Source organism: Solitalea koreensis (assembly GCF_900182575.1).
Taxonomy (GTDB): domain Bacteria; phylum Bacteroidota; class Bacteroidia; order Sphingobacteriales; family Sphingobacteriaceae; genus Solitalea; species Solitalea koreensis.
Map to the genome: position 1 here is coordinate 80,435 of NZ_FXSZ01000006.1, position 19,952 is coordinate 100,386.

Genomic DNA, 19,952 nt, shown 5'->3' on the forward strand with positions numbered 1-19,952 from the left:
ATTTGGTAATATTAAATTTGTGAGTAACTTTGAATGATATCTATTACTTAAAGAATAATCAACTTGCTTTCAAAAAAGACAAAATATGCCATTAAGGCATTAGTAGCTCTTGCAAAAAATGAGACCAATCAGCCGATGTTAATTTCGGATATTGCTAAAAATGAGCAATTACCAAAGAAATTTTTAGAGGCGATTCTGCTGGAAATGAAGCATAATGGCTTTGTAAGTAGTAAAAAAGGAGCAGGTGGAGGCTATTATATGCTTAAAAATGCAGATGAAATTAATCTCTCTGCTATTATTCGTATTGTGGATGGCCCAATTGCCATGCTTCCTTGCGTGAGTTTAAACTTTTATGAGCGTTGTGAGGAATGCAAAGACGAAAAAACGTGTGGAATTCGTGATGTTGCGAAAGATGTACGTGATGCATCCTTAAAAATTCTTGTATCAACCAGCATAGGTGATATCATTCGCAGAGAAGCTGAGTTAGAAGAACAACTTGCGCAACAAGGTAAGTAGAACGTAAAGATTCTAAATTAATAAAATCCCCTTCATGTGTTTGAAGGGATTTTATTTATTCGGCTATTTGATATAATCCCTGTCGTCATCGCTTAACTCAGAATTACCCGATGTTGGTAATGTATTTTGGGCATCAATAGCTTTACGTTTTCCTCTATAACCCATTAAAAGACCTAAAATAAAGCCCATTAAGGCCATGCTTGCCAGAATCATTACTTTGGAAATGCGCACATCCCATGCTAACAGTTTTATGGTAATTTCGTCGGTGTTTTGCATAAATACTATGGTAATGATTACCGTAATAAATATGATTAAGAAAGTTTTTAAGTTCATTTTTTAAAGGCTGAAGTTGAGTATTAATTCAAAAATAGGTGATTTATAACGATTATCATTTATAAAAATCATTTTAGTGCCTATGTCAAATACCGGTAAATAATAGCGTAATAAATTGCAATCAGCTCTTAATTCAAGTCCATAGCTTGTTACATCTCTAAGTGATGTAATGTTTTCATAATCAGTAAATAATCCACCTCTAACTCTTTTGATATATGCAAAACGGCCCAACTCCCAATCAGGATAAAATAGCGGAAGGCGGTAACGTATTAATAAACTGTTTTTAAGAGGTTCGGTACGCAGGAAACTACCGGCACCGCTTGCTTCCGGAATATCTATCTCGTTTCTATAAATTCCGGCTCCATGCTCATAGTTAAATGAAGTTATAAACGAATGATGTTTTGCTAAACCTGGAAAGAAGAAACTGCTCTCAAATGTGAATATATTCCCGCTGTAGTCATTATTATCAGGCAAAAATTTGTATGCAACTGCAATGTTTTGTCCCCAATGAGGCGCAAAGTCTCTCACACTTCTTAAGCTATTTCGATTAAAATAATAGCTGGTAGTTAACGGGAATCGTATGGTGGAAACAAAGTTTTTAGGTTCATTGATTACATTATATCTTGAGGTATAAGTGGTACTCAATCCCATTCCTGTATTATAAACATAGTTTCGGTTTGTAAATAAAAATGGAACTAAGACTCCTAATTCGATTTTGTTCTCTCTGAAATTAATAGGAATATAGGTAGTGGCTGACGATTGAATGAGTCCACTTCTTTCTCGATTCAGAAGCGAAAAAGAGAATACCGGAAAATATTTTTTAAACTCCAATCCAACACTGTATTGCCCTGCATTTACCGATTGATCGTAATCATACCCCGTATACAAGCTCATGGTATTCAATAAATTGTTTGATTGTAGTCGTAGTCCTGCTATCAAATTGTCGTCATTACCTCTAGAAATCCAAGGGCTAATACTATGGAAATTAAACAGGTGCGACCATTCGTTGTATTTTTTCGTTGGATGGGTACTTAAAGGGATGGTATCCAGCACAGAATGGCCCGATTCTCTGGAAACTAAAGGGGCTGAGAAATCAATAAAATTATTTTTACGGATATCTGTACGTTTTAAAGCATTCTCATTGAGTTTAGATGAGGCTATATCAAGTCCTTTTTTGTTAAAATTATTGAAAAATAATTGTTCAGATGAATCGACGTAAGTTGGGTTGTAGGCACCGAAACCAACATTCGTTACTTGTTTCAAATCATTATTGGATGGATCAAACAAGTAAATATTATCTATACCATTGTAAACTGAGCTGAACAGAATTTTATTTCCAACAAAACAAGGCCGTTGAGATTCCTTAAAACTAAAAGGCATGAGTAAAGTTGAATTCCGTGTTTTAAGATCATAACGGATAAAGCTTCTTCCATTATTTGAAGACACCGACGCAACCAATGCATCTCCTGTTTTATTAAAGGATGGAGTTTGAAGAATATAGTTTTCAGGATTTGCAATTGAATCAAGATGCTGTCCGGTTTGACTATCTATTAACAGAATTGAAAAATTATTGGCATGATCAATATTTACACAAGCGATCGTTTTTCCATCATAACTCAATGTAGGAGAGAAAAGCCGACTGTGATTGGAGAGTTGTTTGTATTCTTTCGTTTTTAAATTGTAGCTAAGCAGTACGGAGTACGTTTGATATTGAAAGCGTGGATCAAAATGCTCCTCATCCCAAACCAATACATCATTTTTTAAATCAAAATTCGGACTCAGTTGCAGACCTATTTTAAATAACCGTTTTTCCTTTCCATTCGGATCAATTTGAACAAAAGCAGAAACATCTCCCAGCCCTTTTTTTATGCATATAATGCTTCCATTTCCAGATGGTTTGGGTAAAAAGTAATCGGTGGGCACATTGTTAATTCTTTTGTTGATGGAATGAACAGAATCACAACTTAATTTTTCTAATTGATTTTGCCAGCGACCTTTTAAATCAGCAATGGTTGCTTTATAAAGTTGCTGAGTACTCATGCCTGTAAAATGATTTACAGCATTTGAAAATGGCCATGGAATATAGGGCTTGTTTTTGGCTCTGCAAAAAATAGCATTGTAAATCGTGTCGCCCGCATCACGTCGAAGTTTAGTCGTCATAAAGTACCCAAGTCGATAATAATCCGGAATATTATCTTTCATTGATCCTAGGTAGTATTTGGAATAACTGTAATTCTCTCCCGAAAGCGTGTTGGCTCTATACTCTTTTTCCCAATTTGGAAGTCGTCCTCTTCCCGAATTGCTCAATACGGTTTCAGTAATTACCGCATCACCTTCTATAAACCATATAGGAAACACAGTGCCAAATACCGCAAACTGAATTTGCTCAATAAGTGGAATGTTTATGCCTTCGGAAGTTTTATCAATCTGTACAACATGTCGAAGTTCGTGAATGGCTAAGCTGTTTAACCAGTCGGTGGGCTCCATGTCTTGCGGAGGAGTAGCGTAAAATTCGGAGTGGCGTGGAGCAAGTGTTACAAAACCATTAGACTCCACAGGGCGGTTCTGTAAAATGATAGTGATTTTACGAGGATGAGTCGGGAGTGATTTTTTTTCATAATTGTACAAGTGTTCGAGTACCGATGCTACACGTTGGGCTTCTTTTTCAAAGTCGGAAGGGAAGAGAACTTTATAGTTTTTAGTATCTATTTGTTGCCATTTTATACTTGGTGGGTTTTGCCCGAAGTTGAAAACCTGTGCTTTTGCTGTAGTTAAACTTAATGTTGATATAATTAGTATAAGTATTCTGATTAACAATAGTTTTTGTGTTTGTAATTGCCTCATTATTAAGGTTTTGCTAAATAAGTTAGTAATTCGCTTTATTTTATCTGAATAAATGTTGTAAATAATCTTTATAAATGACTGATTTTATGATTTTTATATTAAATAGTATATTTGGATGATTGAGCTTACAAACCTAAAATAAACCTTATTTTCGGCTTTATAAAGTTGTTTTAAGCGGTTGATGCATACAGTACGGATAATCAACTCAAAAATTGTTTAATAGTCATATTTTAATTATCCCCTTTTGTTGGAGTCAAAGTTTTAAAGAAAGGATAAAATGATTAGCCCGAAGGGCTAAATTTTTAGGTCTTGAGGTTAAAATTTAAGAGTAGGTAGGTTAAACAATTAGGTCTTTTAATCCAAAATTTAGGTATTGAGTCTAAAAGTTTAAGGTAGGATGAAAATGATTAGGTCTCCAAACCCAATTTCGAGTCATTAAACCTTAAAACTTGGTGTAGATTTAAGATTGGATTTTAATTTTCCGTGCTTTATAAGCTGCTGAACGACGTTTTATGAAAGGATAAAGGAATACCGCCGTCATTACGATGAAAGCTCCTACATAAAAACCAGGTGTCATTTGTTCTTTTTTCTTAAAAATTAATAGAGCAAGTACAATTCCATATACAGGCTCCATATTTGTCACTAAAGCAACAGTATATGCAGAAAGTTCTTTCATTACCGCAACTCCTACAACATAAGCCAAGGCCGTACATACTATTCCAAGGATTAAAAGGTAAACTACATCCATCGAATGGAGATAAAGATTACTCAATGTATTAAAATGCCCCAGAAAGGCCAAATAAATCGTTAACCCTAATAAGCCACCGGTAAGTTCATAAAAACTGATTACAACCGGATTTTCACGTTTTACCAGTTTTGAATTGAAAATATTGAATAAACAGGCGAGAAGAGAGGCTGTTAAGCCCATAATTATCCCTAATGTGTACTGACTTTCAAAGTGAAAGATAAGCGTAATGCCAAAAACAATTAGCACCCCAATTAAAATATCAAGTTTAGATATTCTAGTCCGGGTAAAAAGCGGTTCCAGAATACCGGTGAATAAGGTTTGTGAAGACAGACAAACTAATGTAACTGAAACAGTTGAAATTTTTATAGCATGGAAAAAGAAGATCCAATGAGTGGCGACCAATATTCCGATGCCAAAGAATTGTAAGAGGTCAATTTTAGGCGCTTTAAAGCCGATATTTCTGTATTTAAGGTAGATTAATAAGGTTAGAGATGCAATAAGTATTCTATACCATACTAATGAAAGTGCCGAAACAGATATTAAAGCGCCAAGAATGGCTGTAAAACCCCAAATTACTACAGTGAAATGAAGTTTTAACAGGTTGTTATTTAGGTGCAATTCGGTAAAGATAATAAGCTAGTGAACCAAAAAAGATATGAGGTATCCATGCCGATATATAAGTTGGAAGACCTCCTTGTACAGAGAAAATGACCGTAAATTGCATAAGAAGAATATACAAGAAGCATAAGCCTATCCCTAATCCTAATGCCAAACCAACCCCTCCGCGTACTTTTTTTGAGGAAAGTGTAACGCCCATTGCGGTAAGTATAAAGACTGAAAGAGGAGTAAGGAGAATGCGATAGCGATCCATTTCGTATTTTGACACATTGCCGGTTCCCCTCATTTTTTCAAATTCAATTGTTTTATTTAACTGGGGGAGTGTTAGTGAACCACGATCATCGTCCTGCTTTTGAAAATCACGAGGACTCAGGTTCATTTTCATATACAGTACATTCCCACTTTCCATGCGTTCTTTTAATCCATCAATATGTCGGATGGTATAGGTATCAATTTTCCATACTTTTTTTACCGAATCCCAAAGAATACGGTTCGACATCAATTTGTAATAGAGCGTGTCGCCTTTGAATTTTTCCAACGAAAATCTATAACCCACATTTTCTCTCACTGTATAGCTCTCTAAATAGGCAAATGTGCCATTGCCTAATTTAAAGTGCTTATTTCTGCCTTTATACTCATAATTCTTTTTGAAATAGGTATGCTCAAAATCAATTTTAGTGCGTGTTGCCGGTGGAATGATGTAAGCATTCGCAACAAAACTGATAATAGCCAGGAAAGCTGCACATAAAAAATAAGGATAAAGAAAGCGCAAATAACTTACACCGCTACTTAAAATAGGAACGATTTCGGTGTTATTGGCCATTTTGGCCGTGAAGAAAATTACGGCAATAAAAATAATCAGTGGACTTAACGAACTGATAATGAATAACAGGAAGTTAATGTAATAATCAAAAATGATTTGTGTAACAGTTGCACTCCCTTTAAGAAAATCATCCAGCTTTTCAGTTAAATCGAAAACGGCAATAATGATTACGAAGATGGCTAGCGTAAAAAAGAAAGTCGATAAAAACTTGTTGATTATATATTCATCCAGTTTGGTGATATTCAATGCAAGTTTAATTTTTTTGATCAGGCTTTTCACAAATGGTACTTATTTAACCTTGATTAACAGAATCGCAAATTTAACAGTTAATATTTAATTACCTTGACGATAAGCCTGTTGTTGACATTTTTCATTTGTCCAGCTTGGTTCGAATGCTTTCCAGTTCTTTCTGTATCTTCAATAATTGATAGTATAATTCATTAAAACCGGCTTTCAGATTATCTACAGATGATGTTATTTTTGTTCTGAACTTCCAGATTTCCATAACGTTATCGTTACTGATTACCTGTGATGAACTCTTTTCATTATCGGAAAGAAGAATAAACTCTCCTGAGCTGTCTAAACAATTTATAAGCCTGCGTAATACGATCTCTTTATTAGTTATTAACACATACAATTGATTGTTTTCAACTTGTTTCTTGTTTTCAAGCCATGAAGCAATGACGATATCGTGCTCAAAAAAGATAGGTTCCATGGCTCGTCCTTGTAATTCAAATGCACGAAACAACTTTTTATCATAGCCGGGAATCGAAATTGAGGGTAAAGTATTCAGGTAGGTTTTATCCTTGTGTTTCTTCAGGTAATTATCATGTTCATCTATGCTGATGAATTTAATACCTGAAATGGATGTTGGTTCTACTTTTTTTGCTATTGGCTCAACAGGAAGAGGAGCTGGTTTTACAACGGATTCTTCAATCTTTACTTCTTTGGTAAAAAGAGGGTTAGATGGAGTTGTTTCAAGTGATTTTTCAAGTTCGATTTCCTTCGAATATTCCGCACCAATGCTAAGCTGAGCGTTAAATATTCGATTCTCAGGGGCTTTGTTTTGAACGGGTTTTTCGACCGGTTTTTCAACAATTTTTGAAGAACTAGGGCTGTTAATGGGTTCAGAAGTCCGATGTCTGAAGATCACATTCAAATCGGCCTTAATATTCGTAAGGAAGAGGATATACTGAATAGGAATAAACTTTTTCTGTCCTGATTCCAGTTGCGAAATATCACGTTGAGATAAGCCAGAACGATCTGCGGCTTGTTTCTGGGTTAATCCTGCTCGTTCCCTTGAATATTTAAATCGATTGGTATCAAATTGAATATTCAAGGGATCTATTGCAGTTATTTTAGTTGGTTTTTGAATAATCAAATTTTGAATATTCAATTCATTCGAAAATAGAATATTCAAATTTATGCCATTGTTATTCAAAAAAAGAATATAAGGAAGCAGAAAAAACTTCTTAATGCCCGATTCTAGCTGCGAAATGTCCCTTTGTGATATTCCTGAGCTATTAGCGGCCTCTTTTTGTGTTAAACCTAATTGCTCCCGGGCAATTCTAAGTCTGTTATATTCAAATTCTGTATTCATATGTTGAATATTCAAAAATTGAAATGAGATTCAATAAATGAATACTCAAATTTATAATCTTTTTCCTAATTCAACAACCATTTTATTCTTCCATTGAATAAATTCACCTTCTATAATCTTCTTACGGGCTTCTTTTACTAACCACAAATAAAAATGCAAATTATGCAATGAGGCAATTTGTGCGCCTAAAAGCTCTTTAGCATGCATTAAATGCCTTAAATAAGCTTTGGTATACACCTGATCTGAATAAAGATCGCTGCTGGCGTCTATAGGGCTAAAATCATTTTTCCACTTTTCGTTGCGAATATTGATTATTCCATTTTTGGTAAACAACATACCATTACGCGCATTACGGGTAGGCATTACGCAATCGAACATATCAATACCAAGGGCAATACATTCCAATAAATTCACCGGTGTTCCCACTCCCATTAAGTAACGCGGCTTATCTTTAGGTAAGATGTTACAAACGATGTCTGTCATCTCGTACATCTCTTCTGCAGGTTCACCTACCGAAAGGCCACCAATAGCGTTCCCTTCACGTTCGAAAGAAGCAATGGTTTCAGCAGATCGAACACGAAGATCTTTATAAGTACTTCCTTGTATAATTGGAAATAGGGTTTGATTATAACCATACAATCCTTCGGTTTTATCGAATTGGTCGCAACAGCGCTTCAGCCAACGGTGAGTCATATCCATTGATTTGCGGGCGTAGCTATAATCACAAGGGTACGGAGCACATTCATCGAAAGCCATAATAATATCAGCACCGATTATTCGCTGTATATCCATTACATTTTCCGGAGTGAATAAATGTTTAGAGCCATCAATATGTGATTTGAAAGTGGCTCCTTCTTCTTTAATCTTTCTAATTTCAGATAAAGAGTAAACCTGGTATCCACCGCTATCGGTAAGAATAGGGCCATCCCAACCGTTAAACTTATGTAATCCTCCGGCCTTTTGAATCGTATCTAATCCGGGGCGCAGGTATAAATGGTAGGTATTACCAAGAATGATCTGTGCTTGTACATCATCTTTCAGTTCACGCTGATGAACTCCCTTCACGGTTCCTGCGGTTCCTACAGGCATGAATATCGGGGTTTGAACCGTTCCGTGGTCAGTTGTTAACTCACCTGCACGAGCCTTGGAACCCTTGTCAGTTGTTAATAATTTAAAATCCATATTTTAAAATAAAATCTTGCAAATATAGGCAAACTAATAGCCCCGACTTTGGTTTATTAATATTTTAACAACAATGTGGTAAGATTAGAAGAAAAGTGTTTTCTTTGAGTTATTATTTTTAACCATGCCAAACCTTTTTACGCCAACATCTATTATTTTATTAACAGTATTGGCAGGCGCCTTTATTGTTAATTGCGCTTATCTTTTCTTTTTATACAAGAAATTTGCGTTTAACTTTCCGGCATCGACTTTTTATGCTGAAAAACAAGAACCCGTAAGTATAGTGCTTTGTGCGCGCAATGAGTCTGAAAATCTACGAAAATTTCTTCCATCACTTTTCAAACAAGATTATCCACAGTTTGAAGTAGTGGTAGTGAATGATTGTTCTTTTGATGATTCGGAAGCAGTGCTTGAAGCCTTTGCTGAGCAGTATTCAAATCTTAAAATTGTCAATCTGGTTGAACATGAAAAATATCGCCATGGTAAAAAATTCGCTTTAACCTTAGGAATTAAAGCAGCCAAGTATGATTTGCTCTTAATGACCGATGCCGATTGTGAACCTGTATCAGAGCATTGGATTGCAAGCATGCAGCGAAACTTTACGAATGAAACAGAAATTGTTCTTGGTTACTCTCCTTATGCAAAAACTAAAGGGTTTTTGAATTCATTTATTCGTTTCGAAACATTCGTTACGGCCCTGAACTATTTTTCATTTGCATTAGTTGGTAAACCATATATGGGAGTGGGACGCAATTTGGCTTATCGCAAAGAATTATTCTTCCGTAATAAGGGCTTTGCTAAGCATATGCATTTACTTTCAGGTGATGATGATTTGTTTGTAAACGAAAATGCAACGAAGGTTAATACAAGGGTAGAGTTTGATAATGTTTCGCAAATGGTGAGTGAGCCTAAAACTACCTTTAAAGAGTATTGGACTCAAAAACGTCGTCACCAAAGTGTGGGTAAATTTTACAAGCCTTATCACAAACGAATGCTGACCATGAGAATCCTGTCTGTACTCTTATTTTATGCTGTACTCATTACAATGATTGTATTAAGAACCAATTTTGAAATTGCACTTAGTTTATTTGGATTATATTTAATATTTTTAACAATAACATACAGGTTTGCCATGAAAAAACTGAATGTCGGCGGCATATGGCCAATGGCATTCTTTTATGAATTGATCCATAATTTGTTTTTGGTGTTCGTTACACTCTTCAAACTATCACCTGCAAAAGTAAAATGGAAATAAACCCGAATTTTTCTACAAATGCCGTAAATGATTTTAATTTGGTCCAGCAAGCTATTGTTGGTGACCAAAAAGCTTACGGTGCATTGATGGCTCGTTATCGTGATTCTATTTTCTTTATGTTACTTAAAATGGTAAATAATAAAGAAGATGCTAATGATTTAACGATTGAAACTTTTGCCAAAGCGTTTCGTAATCTTGAAAAATATCAACCTACCTTTGCTTTTAGTACCTGGTTGTTTAAAATCGCTACGAATAACTGTATTGATTTTCTGAAGAAGAAACGGATCACCACTCTCTCTATTGACGAGCATGTGGATGATGATGATGATTCAAAAAGAACTTTTGATGTTGCTGGGTATACGCCAACTCCTGAAGAAAGTATTATCAGAAAGCAAAAATCAGCATTGTTAAAAAATATAGTAGAAGATTTGCCGGTTCGTTACAAGCGATTGGTTATTCTACGTTATTTTGAAGAATACTCATATGAAGAAATAGCGCGCGAGCTGGACCTACCATTAGGGACTGTAAAAGCACAACTTTTGCGTGCACGCGATCTTCTTTATAACACATTAAGAAACTCAAAAGGCAATATTTAATTGGATATTATTCTTAAATACTTTCCCGACATTACTTCCCTGCAGAAAGAGCAGTTTACTCAATTACAATCGTTATATACGCATTGGAACGAGCAAATCAATGTTATTTCCCGTAAAGATATTGATGAACTGTATGAACGTCATGTTTTGCACTCGTTAGCTATTGCTAAAGTGATTAAATTCAAACCGGGTTCATTAATTCTTGATATTGGAACAGGAGGAGGCTTTCCTGGAATTCCTTTAGCTATTCTTTTTCCAGAATGTCAGTTTCATTTGGTGGATTCAATCGGGAAAAAAATCAAAGTGGTTACTGAAGTAGCCAAAGCTCTTGGTTTAACGAATGTAAAAGCTGAACAAGCACGTGCAGAGCAATTAACCAAGCAATATGATTTTGTTGTATCCCGAGCAGTAACTCGCTTGGCAAATTTCTATCCTTGGGTAAAAGGAAAATTTATCAAAAATTCGGGTAATGATATCAAAAACGGTATTCTTTATTTAAAAGGAGGAGATTTAGAAGAGGAGATTAGTGAAATAGATAAAGAGGTTATTAAATATAAAATTTCTAATTTTTTTAATGAGGAATTTTTTGAAACCAAATATGTTTTGCATATTCCCTGTGCATAAACATCTTACCCCTTGTCGAAACTTTATCAAATTGCCCTAACACTTTTACCTGGAATTGGAAATGTGTCGGCTAAAAACCTGTTAAGCTATTGCGGCAGTGCTGAAGGGATCTTTAAAACTAAAAAATCTCAACTGCTTAAAATACCAGGTATTGGTGAAAAAACAATAGGTGTAATTCTAAATCATAAAGAGTACCTGGTTAGAGCTGAGGAAGAACTGAAGTTTGTTGAACGCTATAAAATCAACATGCTTTTCTTTTCTTCCTCAAGCTATCCTACACGCCTTAAAAATTGTTCAGACGCGCCTATACTCCTTTATTCTAAAGGTAATATCGATTTTAATCGACAGAAAATTATCAATATCGTCGGAACACGAGATGCTACAGCTTATGGAAAGGATATTTGCCGGGAGCTAATTGCTGATCTATCTAAATTTAACCCCATAATAGTTAGCGGATTAGCTTATGGTATTGATATAGCTGCACATAAGGAAGCGTTACGAAATAATTTATCAACAGTAGCAGTGTTAGGGCATGGCTTGGATAAGATATATCCGGGCGGGCATCGATCGGTAGCCGAGAAAATGCTTGAAAATGGGGGACTGCTAACCGAATTCATGTCGCAAACCAAACCGGATCGTGAAAATTTTCCGATGAGAAATCGAATAATTGCAGGTTTGTGCGATGCAACCATTGTAGTAGAAGCAAAGGAGAGTGGCGGAGCATTAATTACTGCTGATTTGGCAAACGGATATAACCGAGATGTTTTCGCATTCCCTGGAAATATTAATGAACCAAGTTCTTCCGGTTGTAATGAATTAATTAAAACAAACAGGGCACAATTAATAACTTCTGCTGCCGATTTGGAGTATTATTTAGCATGGGAAGATAAAAAAGCGAAAAAAACGACACAAAATTTGCTGTTTTTTGACTTTTCAAGTGATGAAAAAATAATATATGACCTTATTTGTGAAAATGGTCCTTTGAGCATCGATGACTTAACGGCAAAAGTTTCAATCTCTCCTGGAAATATTTCAAGATCGCTGCTTAATTTAGAGTTTAATTCATTATTAAAACAGTTACCGGGTAAAATATTTAAAAAATATTCCTAATTACATGTCTTGTTAAGAGTTTAAAGTTGTTTCCAAGTAAACTAACATTCTAAACGATACCGCAGCGGTTTGATAGCATTCGTGTCGCGAAAGGCCAATATTATCATTATTAGCCTCTCGCAATAATTCTCCTGCTTCTTCCGCAACCACTGCAGCTTGCTTGATCAAATCATTGGGGAAGGTTGGATGTTTATCCATGGCATATTTGTAGTGCCTTATAACTCCTTCAATTATTGGAGCTAGTTCTGTTGGTACTTCTATTGTTTTCATGGAGATAGATAATTAATTATTTCAGGGTCTAAATCCTAGCAAATTAACTACCATTTATTTTAGGATGATCACTATTTCTTGGGGTAATCAAGATATGCAGCTTTACCGGCACCTTCACTCACAAGTTTCCAGCTATCTAACTCAAACTCTATTTTAAACACACCACAGGTAGGTAAATTATCTAATTTGTTGTTTGTTAGATAGTTAATAATAAATGTAATGCCGGGGTTATGACCAAAAAGTAATACTACTTCGTGCTTATCATTGATGTGATTTATTACTTTTAAAAGTGTAGCTGTTGATGCTTCATAAATTAGCTTTTCCTCATAAATATTTTTAAAACCGTAATTAAGCGTTTCTGCAAAAGTTTTTGCAGTGGTTAATGCTCGTTTTGCCGGACTGGAAATAATTAAATCAGGATGAACTTTTTTATTTAATAACCTTTCAGCCATTTTAGGGGCATCTTTGAATCCCCGGTCATTTAAGGGGCGGTCAAAATCAGAACCTGTAATTGTTTGATCTGATTTAGCATGGCGTATGAGGTAGAGCGTTTTCATAACATAAAGTTAAAAATCAAATGTAATTTCTCTCATGCATTTAAAGTGACCTTGGGGGCAAGAATCCCGGCCAGCCTTTGAACATGGTCTGCAATTCAAATTATTATTCTCAAAAACAACCGGATTTTTGCAATATGGCCTGAAGCTGATAGGCGAGGTAGTTCCCCAAATTGAATATACTGTATCATGAAAAGCTGCACCGATGTGTGTTAAACCCGTATCATGTCCAAAAACTCTTCCAGCCTGTTTAACCATTGATGCTGACTGACTTATGTTAAGCTTTCCTGAGAAGTTAATAACAGGATGAATCAGAGCATCAGGATTGTTCTTAATTTTCTCCTCATAATAGGCCTGTAATTTATCTCCGGGTTCTATATCTTCTTTTCCCCCAATTAATGCAATTGGTCGATTTATCTTGTTGCATAACTCAACCATTTTATTAAATGGTAAAAGCTTAGTAAATGCACTTCCACCGATTACAAACGCATCATACCCATTTTGTAAAGCAGCCGGTAAATCTGAAAGTTTGATTTCGTTTTCGGGTGATATAAAATAATCCAAACCTTTACCATCATTTCTCACGCCAAGCGATTCAACAGTTTTTAAATAACGTTCCACAACGGGAATGTCAGGAAACACTTTCCATTTAAAATGGATGAATAAAAACCGTCTTACACTCAGTTTTTTATAGGTAAAATGCTTTCCTCCAAGTTTTGATTTAATAAATCGTGTTCGTAGGTTATTATGAAGATCAATTACATAGTCAAATTGCTCTTCTTTAAGTTGTTGTGTGAGCTCTTTTAAATTTTCCTTTGTTAACAAATGAAGTTTGTCAATATATGGGTTGGCCGCCACAATATCTTTAAAAACAGATTTTACAGCAAAATGAAGCTCCACATTTGGTAATTGTTGTTTAACAGCACGAATAACAGGGGTGGTCCAAACAACATCACCGATAGAAGAGAAGCGCAGTATAAGTATTTTGGTTTTTGGAGTCATTAAGGCAAAAATACAATATGAATTAAACTGTTTTAGAGTTTTTTGTTTCTAGTTTATCCAGTACAGCTTCTAATGATAATGCATTAAAACACATTTCTTTGGTCAATCCGGCTTTCTGAGCCACTTTAACTCCATAAAACATATCGTGGAAACCTTCTTTTCGGTGAGCATCAGGATTGATGGAGATCATCACATCTTTGCTGAGGGCATAATTGATCCAACGCCAATCCATATCGAGTCGCAATGGGTTAGCATTCAGTTCAATAATAACATTATTTGCTGCACATGCATCAATAATTAATTTATGATTGATGGGGTAACCGGTACGGGCTAATAATAATCGGCCGGTAGGATGGCCCAAAATAGTTGTAAATGGGTTTTCGATCGCTTTTATTAATCTGGAATTTGCTTTCTCTTCTGTCATTTTTAATTGAGAATGAACCGAGGCTACTACTAAATCAAAACTTGCTAAAATTTCATCGCTATAATCTAAAGAACCATCGTATAAAATATCCGATTCGATGCCTTTAAAAATACGGAAAGGCGCCAGCTCCTTATTTAGGGCGTCAATTTCAGCATGCTGTTTGAAAATTCGTTCTTCCGAAAGCCCATTCGCATAAAAAGCTGATTTTGAATGATCACACATACCCAAGTATTCATAGCCCAATTCTTTGCAATAAGTGGCCATTTCTCGCAAGGAATGAATACCGTCGCTATAAGTACTATGATTGTGTAAGGCTCCTTTTAGATCAGTAAAGCCAATGAGTTGAGGTATTTTATGCTCTTTTGCAAGCTCAATTTCTGATGTTCCTTCTCTGAGTTCGAAGGGTATGTATTGCAATCCTGCAGTTTTATAAATTTCTTCCTGAGATTTGGCTTTAGAAAGATTGTGTCCTTTTAAAAATGGCTGCATCAATTCAAGATGTTTAGGTGAACCTATTGTTTGAAATAAGGTCCACTCAAACTCATCAACAGGGCAGAAGTAAATCTTTATAATGAAATTATCGAAGGTGCCGTTCCATTGTAAATCAGTATTTTCAGTTGTTAGCAGATGCTCATTTTCTGAAATTTTAGCGATGAAATTTGTCGGATTTTTTGTTGCTACAACAAATGCTAATTCTTCAACGATTTCACAGTTTCTTGCAAATTCGCCAGTTTTGGCTATTCTTTCTGCTTGAGCCGAAGCTAAAATTGGTTCTAATCGATTAAGTAATTCTTCCGCCTGGACATAGAGTAATTTACCTACGTTCGACATTGAGAATTCAATAATGCGCTTAATTTCTTCTTGAGTTTTTAATCCAAAACCTTTGGCTTCAATTAATCGGTTTTCATTGCAAGCATAATAGAGTTCTCCAATGGTTTCAATTTCAAGCTGTTTCCAGATAATCTGAATTTTTTTAGGTCCAATGCCCTTGATGTTCAACATAGAAACTACCCCTTCAGGAGTAAGCTGTAATAATTGAACCAATTCTTCAATACGTCCGGTGGTATTCAGTTCATGTACTTTTTGAGCTATGCTCTTTCCAATGCCGTCTACTTTTTCAAGTGCAGCCAGATCTAGACCTGAAATTTTAACAGCTGATTTATCGATTTTAAAAGCTGCGTTGGCTACTGATTTTATTTTGAACGAATTCTCTTCGTGAAGTTCCATCAATTGCGAAAGCAAACGGAGCGTTCGGGCAATTTGCTTGTTTTCCATGGGTCAATATTAGTAATAAAAAAGGCATGTCACAATTGCGCATGCCTCTTATTAATGAGAATTTCAGTATATTAAACTAAACTTGCATTCATAGTTATATTTGTACTTAATAGTTTTGAAATTGGACAGTTTGCTTTTGCTGCCTCAGCTATTTCAGCAAATTTTTCGGCAGTTAATCCCGGAACTTTAGCCGTTACATCCAAATGACTTTCAGTAATCACTCCATTTTCAAAAGTGATGTTGCAAACAGTGGTAATATCGTCGGCAGTAAAACCTGCTTCATTTAAATCAAAGCTAAGCTTCATGCTGAAACATCCTGAATGAGCAGCTGCCACTAACTCCTCGGGGTTGGTGCCAATACCATCAGCAAAGCGGCTATTGAATGAGTATTGAGTTTTGTTTAATACTCCTGATTGAGTTGATAGAGTTCCTGTTCCTTCTTTTCCGGAACCTTTCCAATTTGCTGTTGATGCGCGTTTCATATGTGAAGTTTTTTTATTGAAATTTAAGTTATATAATTTTTAAACTAAAATGTAATAAAAACAAAGAAGCCGAACAAGTGCGTCCGGCTTCTTTGTTTTATATGTTGAAATCTCTATTGAATTGAAAGCTCATAAGGCATGCGTGCCTGAATTCCTGATAACGTAGTGATTTTTTTCAGTTTTTCATAAATTTTGTAATTGTCACCTAATTCTTTTTCCACAAAATAACTCTTGATTGTGCCACTTAAACCACCAAGAAAACTGTCTAAGATCGACTTTTGTGATGGGTAGTTAACGATTTTATAATCTTTGATTTTAGCTAAAGCAGCAGCTTCTTTTACAGCATCATTTACTCCTCCCAAGTTATCAACTAATCCATTTTTCAGCGCTTCTCTTCCTGTCCATACGCGGCCTTGTCCGATGCTATCTACTTCCACTTTGGTTTTCTTACGTCCTGCAGCAACTCGGCTTATGAAAATATCATAAGTACGGTTTACTCCATTTTGAATGATCAGTTTTTCAGACTCGCTTAAAGGGTGACTAATTCCGCCCATATCAGCATATTCACCGGTTTTAACAACATCAAAAGTTATTCCCAGCTTATTATTAAAAAACTTCTGAGCATTTGGAATGATGCCGAACACACCAATTGAACCAGTGATGGTATTGGGTTGAGCAAAAATCTTATCTGCTGCACATGAAATATAATAACCTCCCGAAGCAGCAACATCGCCCATAGAAACTACCACAGGTTTTGCTTTTTTAGCCAGCATAACTTCTCTCCAAATTACATCGGAAGCTAAAGCACTTCCTCCAGGAGAGTTCACTCTTAAAACAATGGCTTTAATGTGTTTATCTTCACGAGCTTCTCGTATTGCTTTTGAAAGTCGTTCAGAGCCAATATTATGATCGTCTCCTTCTCCACTATTGATATCTCCGGAGGCATAAACCATCGCAATTCGATTTGTACTGCTACTCTCCGTAGATAAGGATGAGGCTACATTTTTATACTTTTTAATTGGAATAAAGCTTAAATCTTCATCGATTGCTGTATTCGTTTTAGTTCTTAGATCAGCCAGTACTTCATCTTCATATTTTAATGCGTCAACCATTTTATAATTTAAAGCATCCTCAGGTTGTTGAATCTGGAGTCTGTTGGCAATATTGAATAATGAATCTTTAGGAATTTCACGGGCTTCACCAATTTTTGTTAAGAAATGACTGTATAAAGAACCTAAAAAGTCTGTTACTTGCATGCGGTTGGCCTCACTCATTTTGTCCAGAACAAAAGGTTCTACAAAACTTTTATAGGTACCAACTCGAATTACTTGCGGTTCTATTTCCAATTTTTCTAGAGCACCTTTAAAAAACATATTTTCAGAAGCAAAGCCTTTAAATTCTAAAGCTCCTTGAGGGTATAAATAGATTTTATTGGCTACAGTTGCCAAATAATATGCTTTTTGACTATACACTTCACTATAAGCAATAACAAATTTGCCTGATTTTTTAAAATCAATTAAAGCGTTTCTTATTTCTTCTGTATTGGCAAACCCAGTTTGAACTCCAGTTAAATTCAGGTATATCCCTTTAATCTTGGCATCAGTTTTTGCTTTTTTGATGCTTTCCAATATATCATTTAATCCTAAACCATTGTTTGATTGAAAACCATCATAATGATAATCAGAAAATGGATCGGCGGGAGTGCGCTCATAAACCGGATAATCAAGATTTATAGAAAGAATAGAATTCTCACTTATCTTAACCGGCTTTTCTGAATTTGCAGAACCCACAATGCCTACAATTATTGCAAATAAAAGGATAGAGGCAATAACCAATGTTAGAAATGTACCTAACATGGAGGCAAAAACGAACTTGAAAAATTGGGCCATAAATACTATTGTTGAAGTTTTTCTGAACGAAACTAAATTAAAATAGTTTCTTTATTTGTTATAAATGAAGAAAATTAGTTTTTTAATAGCTCAAATTTAGCTAAATGCAATGATACTAAATTATTATTGCTAAAATTGCTTGCAAATCAAATTTTCAAAGTAACAAATGAGTGATTTTTACTTGCTTTTAGGTGGTAATTTGGGTAACAGGGAAGGAAATTTAAAGAAAGCAATTGATTTATTGGAAGAACGAATTGGGGTAATTTCGAAACGATCTTCCATTTATGAAACTGCTGCCTGGGGTAAGGAAGATCAACCGAGTTTTTTGAACCAAGCCGTTTGTATCCAAATACAGGCAGATCCTGAAAATATACTTTATAAAGTATTACACATCGAGACTGATTTGGGTCGTGAACGTTTTGAACATTGGGGCTCAAGAGTAATAGATATTGATTTACTCATTGCCGACGATCTAATTATTAATACGCAGCGGTTAACACTCCCGCATCCTCAATTGCAAAATCGACGATTTGCATTAATTCCCTTACAAGAAATTGCGCCAGATTTAATACACCCTGTTTTTCATAAATCGGTTAAAGATTTACTGGTTGAATGCCCTGATAAATTAGAAGTAAAGAAATTTCAAGAGAGATAAAGTCAATTTTAGTAAAAAAGAGAAAGGATCGCAATTCTGCGATCCTTTCTCTTTTTTAAATTTTTTTCAATTATGCTAAATGGAGGGTGAAAATATATTGCTCCATAATTAGGTTAGCCAATAATTTTTTACAAGCTGTATCCACTTTATCATGAGCAGCTTGTTCATTTTCAGCAGTAACTTCTAATGTAATATGCTTGCCAATACGTACATTTTGAATTTCGCTTAAACCCAGATTTTTCATGCTTCCTGTAACAGCTTTTCCTTGAGGATCAAGAATTTCTTTAAGCGGCATTACGTCTATTTCGGCGATAAATTTCATTGTTCTATGTTTTTTATGTTGAAGAAAACTTATTATAAACCCCTATGCTAAAATTTTGAATTGAACTATCGAAAGAATGATGTACAAAAGTATTGCAATCGGAATGGCGGCAAATTTAAATAAAATGATCAATACTGCAGAACCAATGATGAAAATGTATCGCAGTTTATTGTTATTCCAACTAAAATCTTTGAATTTGATAGCAATGAACGGTAATTCACAAACCAACAAAAAGCATGAGATAGGTATTAATACCAATATTATGTAAGGCCACCATGTAATTAGTGAAGGAAATAGTGGTATTATATGTGGAATAGCTACGATCAACATGGTATTGGCAGGAGTATTCAATCCGATGAACATATCACCTTGACGCTCATCGATGTTAAATTTCGCTAAACGTAAAGCCGAGAAAACGGTTATTAAAAAGGCTGGAATTGTCCAGAGAAAAAAATCGGATCCAAGCATGTCTATCAGTAATTTGTAAAGCATTGCTCCTGGTACTGCTCCAAAACTGATTACATCTGCTAAAGAATCCAACTCTTTACCCATAGGTGAGTAAGCTTTTAATAATCGAGCTGCAAATCCATCAAAAAAGTCAAAAAAACCTGAAAGCACCACAAAATAGGAAGCAGTAATCAATTCGCCTTTAAAAATTAAGACCAATGCTATACAGCCTGAAAATAGGTTTAAACAGGTTAGAAGGTTAGGAATGTGTTTTTTCATATAAAATCCAGATATGAGTATTGAGAGGCGAGAATTGAGAGAACTTAGTTCAAACGCGTAACGATAGATTTTTAACGTGTAAATATCTCAATCCTCGATGCAAA

The 19,952-nt window shown here is 35.2% G+C and carries 20 protein-coding genes; 6 read left to right on the forward strand and 14 right to left on the reverse strand.

Translation table 11 applies throughout. From position 1 onward, the window contains the following. The first annotated feature begins 63 nt into the window (after positions 1-63). Positions 64-516 (forward strand): RrF2 family transcriptional regulator, encoded by a 453-nt coding sequence (locus tag FN756_RS10350; RefSeq protein WP_142604005.1) that lies wholly within the window; start codon positions 64-66, stop codon positions 514-516. Positions 517-579: 63 nt separating this feature from the next. Here FN756_RS10350 and FN756_RS10355 read toward each other — a convergent pair whose 3' ends face one another. The 6 genes from FN756_RS10355 to tgt form a co-directional block, all read right to left on the reverse strand. Then, positions 580-849 carry a LapA family protein gene (locus FN756_RS10355; RefSeq protein WP_142604007.1) on the reverse strand — a complete coding sequence of 90 codons (270 nt, stop codon included), beginning with the start codon at positions 847-849 and terminating at the stop codon, positions 580-582. A gap of 3 nt (positions 850-852) precedes the next feature. After that, complete coding sequence (locus FN756_RS10360) at positions 853-3,693, reverse strand: TolB family protein (protein ID WP_142604009.1); 2,841 nt, start codon at positions 3,691-3,693, stop codon at positions 853-855. Between the two features lie 460 nt (positions 3,694-4,153). Further along, the gene (locus tag FN756_RS10365; protein ID WP_142604011.1) at positions 4,154-5,059 is read right to left on the reverse strand and encodes a DMT family transporter; all 906 of its coding nucleotides are present in this window, start codon (positions 5,057-5,059) and stop codon (positions 4,154-4,156) included. Next, a complete protein-coding gene (locus FN756_RS10370; RefSeq protein WP_246085463.1) occupies positions 5,046-6,161 on the reverse strand; it encodes an LptF/LptG family permease in 1,116 nt (371 codons plus the stop codon). Before FN756_RS10370 ends, FN756_RS10365 begins: the two co-directional genes overlap by 14 nt. Positions 6,162-6,252: 91 nt before the next feature. Then, entirely contained in the window at positions 6,253-7,482 is a 1,230-nt protein-coding gene (locus FN756_RS10375) for an XRE family transcriptional regulator (RefSeq protein WP_142604013.1), read from the reverse strand. Between the two features lie 51 nt (positions 7,483-7,533). Next, positions 7,534-8,664, reverse strand: a complete 1,131-nt coding sequence (gene tgt / locus FN756_RS10380; protein ID WP_142604015.1) for a tRNA guanosine(34) transglycosylase Tgt — start codon at positions 8,662-8,664, stop codon at positions 7,534-7,536. Between the two features lie 124 nt (positions 8,665-8,788). Between tgt and FN756_RS10385 the strand changes: the two genes are divergently transcribed. From FN756_RS10385 to dprA, 4 genes are read left to right on the forward strand one after another with little or no spacing between them, the layout of a single operon-like run. After that, the gene (locus FN756_RS10385; protein ID WP_142604017.1) at positions 8,789-9,919 is read left to right on the forward strand and encodes a glycosyltransferase; all 1,131 of its coding nucleotides are present in this window, start codon (positions 8,789-8,791) and stop codon (positions 9,917-9,919) included. Then, positions 9,910-10,515 carry an RNA polymerase sigma factor gene (locus FN756_RS10390; protein WP_142604019.1) on the forward strand — a complete coding sequence of 202 codons (606 nt, stop codon included), beginning with the start codon at positions 9,910-9,912 and terminating at the stop codon, positions 10,513-10,515. Before FN756_RS10385 ends, FN756_RS10390 begins: the two co-directional genes overlap by 10 nt. Continuing rightward, positions 10,516-11,139: a 16S rRNA (guanine(527)-N(7))-methyltransferase RsmG gene (gene rsmG / locus FN756_RS10395; protein ID WP_142604021.1), complete on the forward strand. Its 624-nt coding sequence runs from the start codon at positions 10,516-10,518 to the stop codon at positions 11,137-11,139. 12 nt (positions 11,140-11,151) lie between these two features. Further along, the gene (gene dprA / locus FN756_RS10400) at positions 11,152-12,249 is read left to right on the forward strand and encodes a DNA-processing protein DprA (RefSeq protein WP_142604023.1); all 1,098 of its coding nucleotides are present in this window, start codon (positions 11,152-11,154) and stop codon (positions 12,247-12,249) included. Between the two features lie 12 nt (positions 12,250-12,261). Here the strand turns inward: dprA and FN756_RS10405 are convergent, their stop codons facing one another. From FN756_RS10405 to sppA, 6 genes are all read right to left on the reverse strand, one after another. Then, positions 12,262-12,519: a hypothetical protein gene (locus FN756_RS10405; protein ID WP_142604025.1), complete on the reverse strand. Its 258-nt coding sequence runs from the start codon at positions 12,517-12,519 to the stop codon at positions 12,262-12,264. 71 nt (positions 12,520-12,590) lie between these two features. After that, a complete protein-coding gene (locus tag FN756_RS10410) occupies positions 12,591-13,076 on the reverse strand; it encodes a SixA phosphatase family protein (protein WP_142604027.1) in 486 nt (161 codons plus the stop codon). A gap of 9 nt (positions 13,077-13,085) precedes the next feature. Then, a complete protein-coding gene (locus tag FN756_RS10415; protein ID WP_142604029.1) occupies positions 13,086-14,075 on the reverse strand; it encodes a glycosyltransferase family 9 protein in 990 nt (329 codons plus the stop codon). A gap of 22 nt (positions 14,076-14,097) precedes the next feature. After that, positions 14,098-15,774 carry a DNA polymerase/3'-5' exonuclease PolX gene (locus tag FN756_RS10420; RefSeq protein ID WP_142604031.1) on the reverse strand — a complete coding sequence of 559 codons (1,677 nt, stop codon included), beginning with the start codon at positions 15,772-15,774 and terminating at the stop codon, positions 14,098-14,100. Positions 15,775-15,845: 71 nt separating this feature from the next. Next, positions 15,846-16,256, reverse strand: a complete 411-nt coding sequence (locus FN756_RS10425; protein ID WP_142604033.1) for an OsmC family protein — start codon at positions 16,254-16,256, stop codon at positions 15,846-15,848. Between the two features lie 113 nt (positions 16,257-16,369). Next, positions 16,370-18,145 carry a signal peptide peptidase SppA gene (sppA, locus tag FN756_RS10430; RefSeq protein ID WP_142604035.1) on the reverse strand — a complete coding sequence of 592 codons (1,776 nt, stop codon included), beginning with the start codon at positions 18,143-18,145 and terminating at the stop codon, positions 16,370-16,372. A gap of 166 nt (positions 18,146-18,311) precedes the next feature. Between sppA and folK the strand changes: the two genes are divergently transcribed. After that, on the forward strand, positions 18,312-18,800 hold the full coding sequence (folK, locus tag FN756_RS10435) for a 2-amino-4-hydroxy-6-hydroxymethyldihydropteridine diphosphokinase (protein WP_142604037.1): 489 nt from the start codon (positions 18,312-18,314) through the stop codon (positions 18,798-18,800). Positions 18,801-18,870: 70 nt separating this feature from the next. Here the strand turns inward: folK and purS are convergent, their stop codons facing one another. Together purS and pssA are read right to left on the reverse strand one after the other, a co-directional pair. Further along, positions 18,871-19,122 carry a phosphoribosylformylglycinamidine synthase subunit PurS gene (purS, locus tag FN756_RS10440; protein WP_142604039.1) on the reverse strand — a complete coding sequence of 84 codons (252 nt, stop codon included), beginning with the start codon at positions 19,120-19,122 and terminating at the stop codon, positions 18,871-18,873. Positions 19,123-19,164: 42 nt separating this feature from the next. Further along, a complete protein-coding gene (gene pssA, locus FN756_RS10445) occupies positions 19,165-19,848 on the reverse strand; it encodes a CDP-diacylglycerol--serine O-phosphatidyltransferase (RefSeq protein WP_142604041.1) in 684 nt (227 codons plus the stop codon). Positions 19,849-19,952 lie beyond the last annotated feature (104 nt).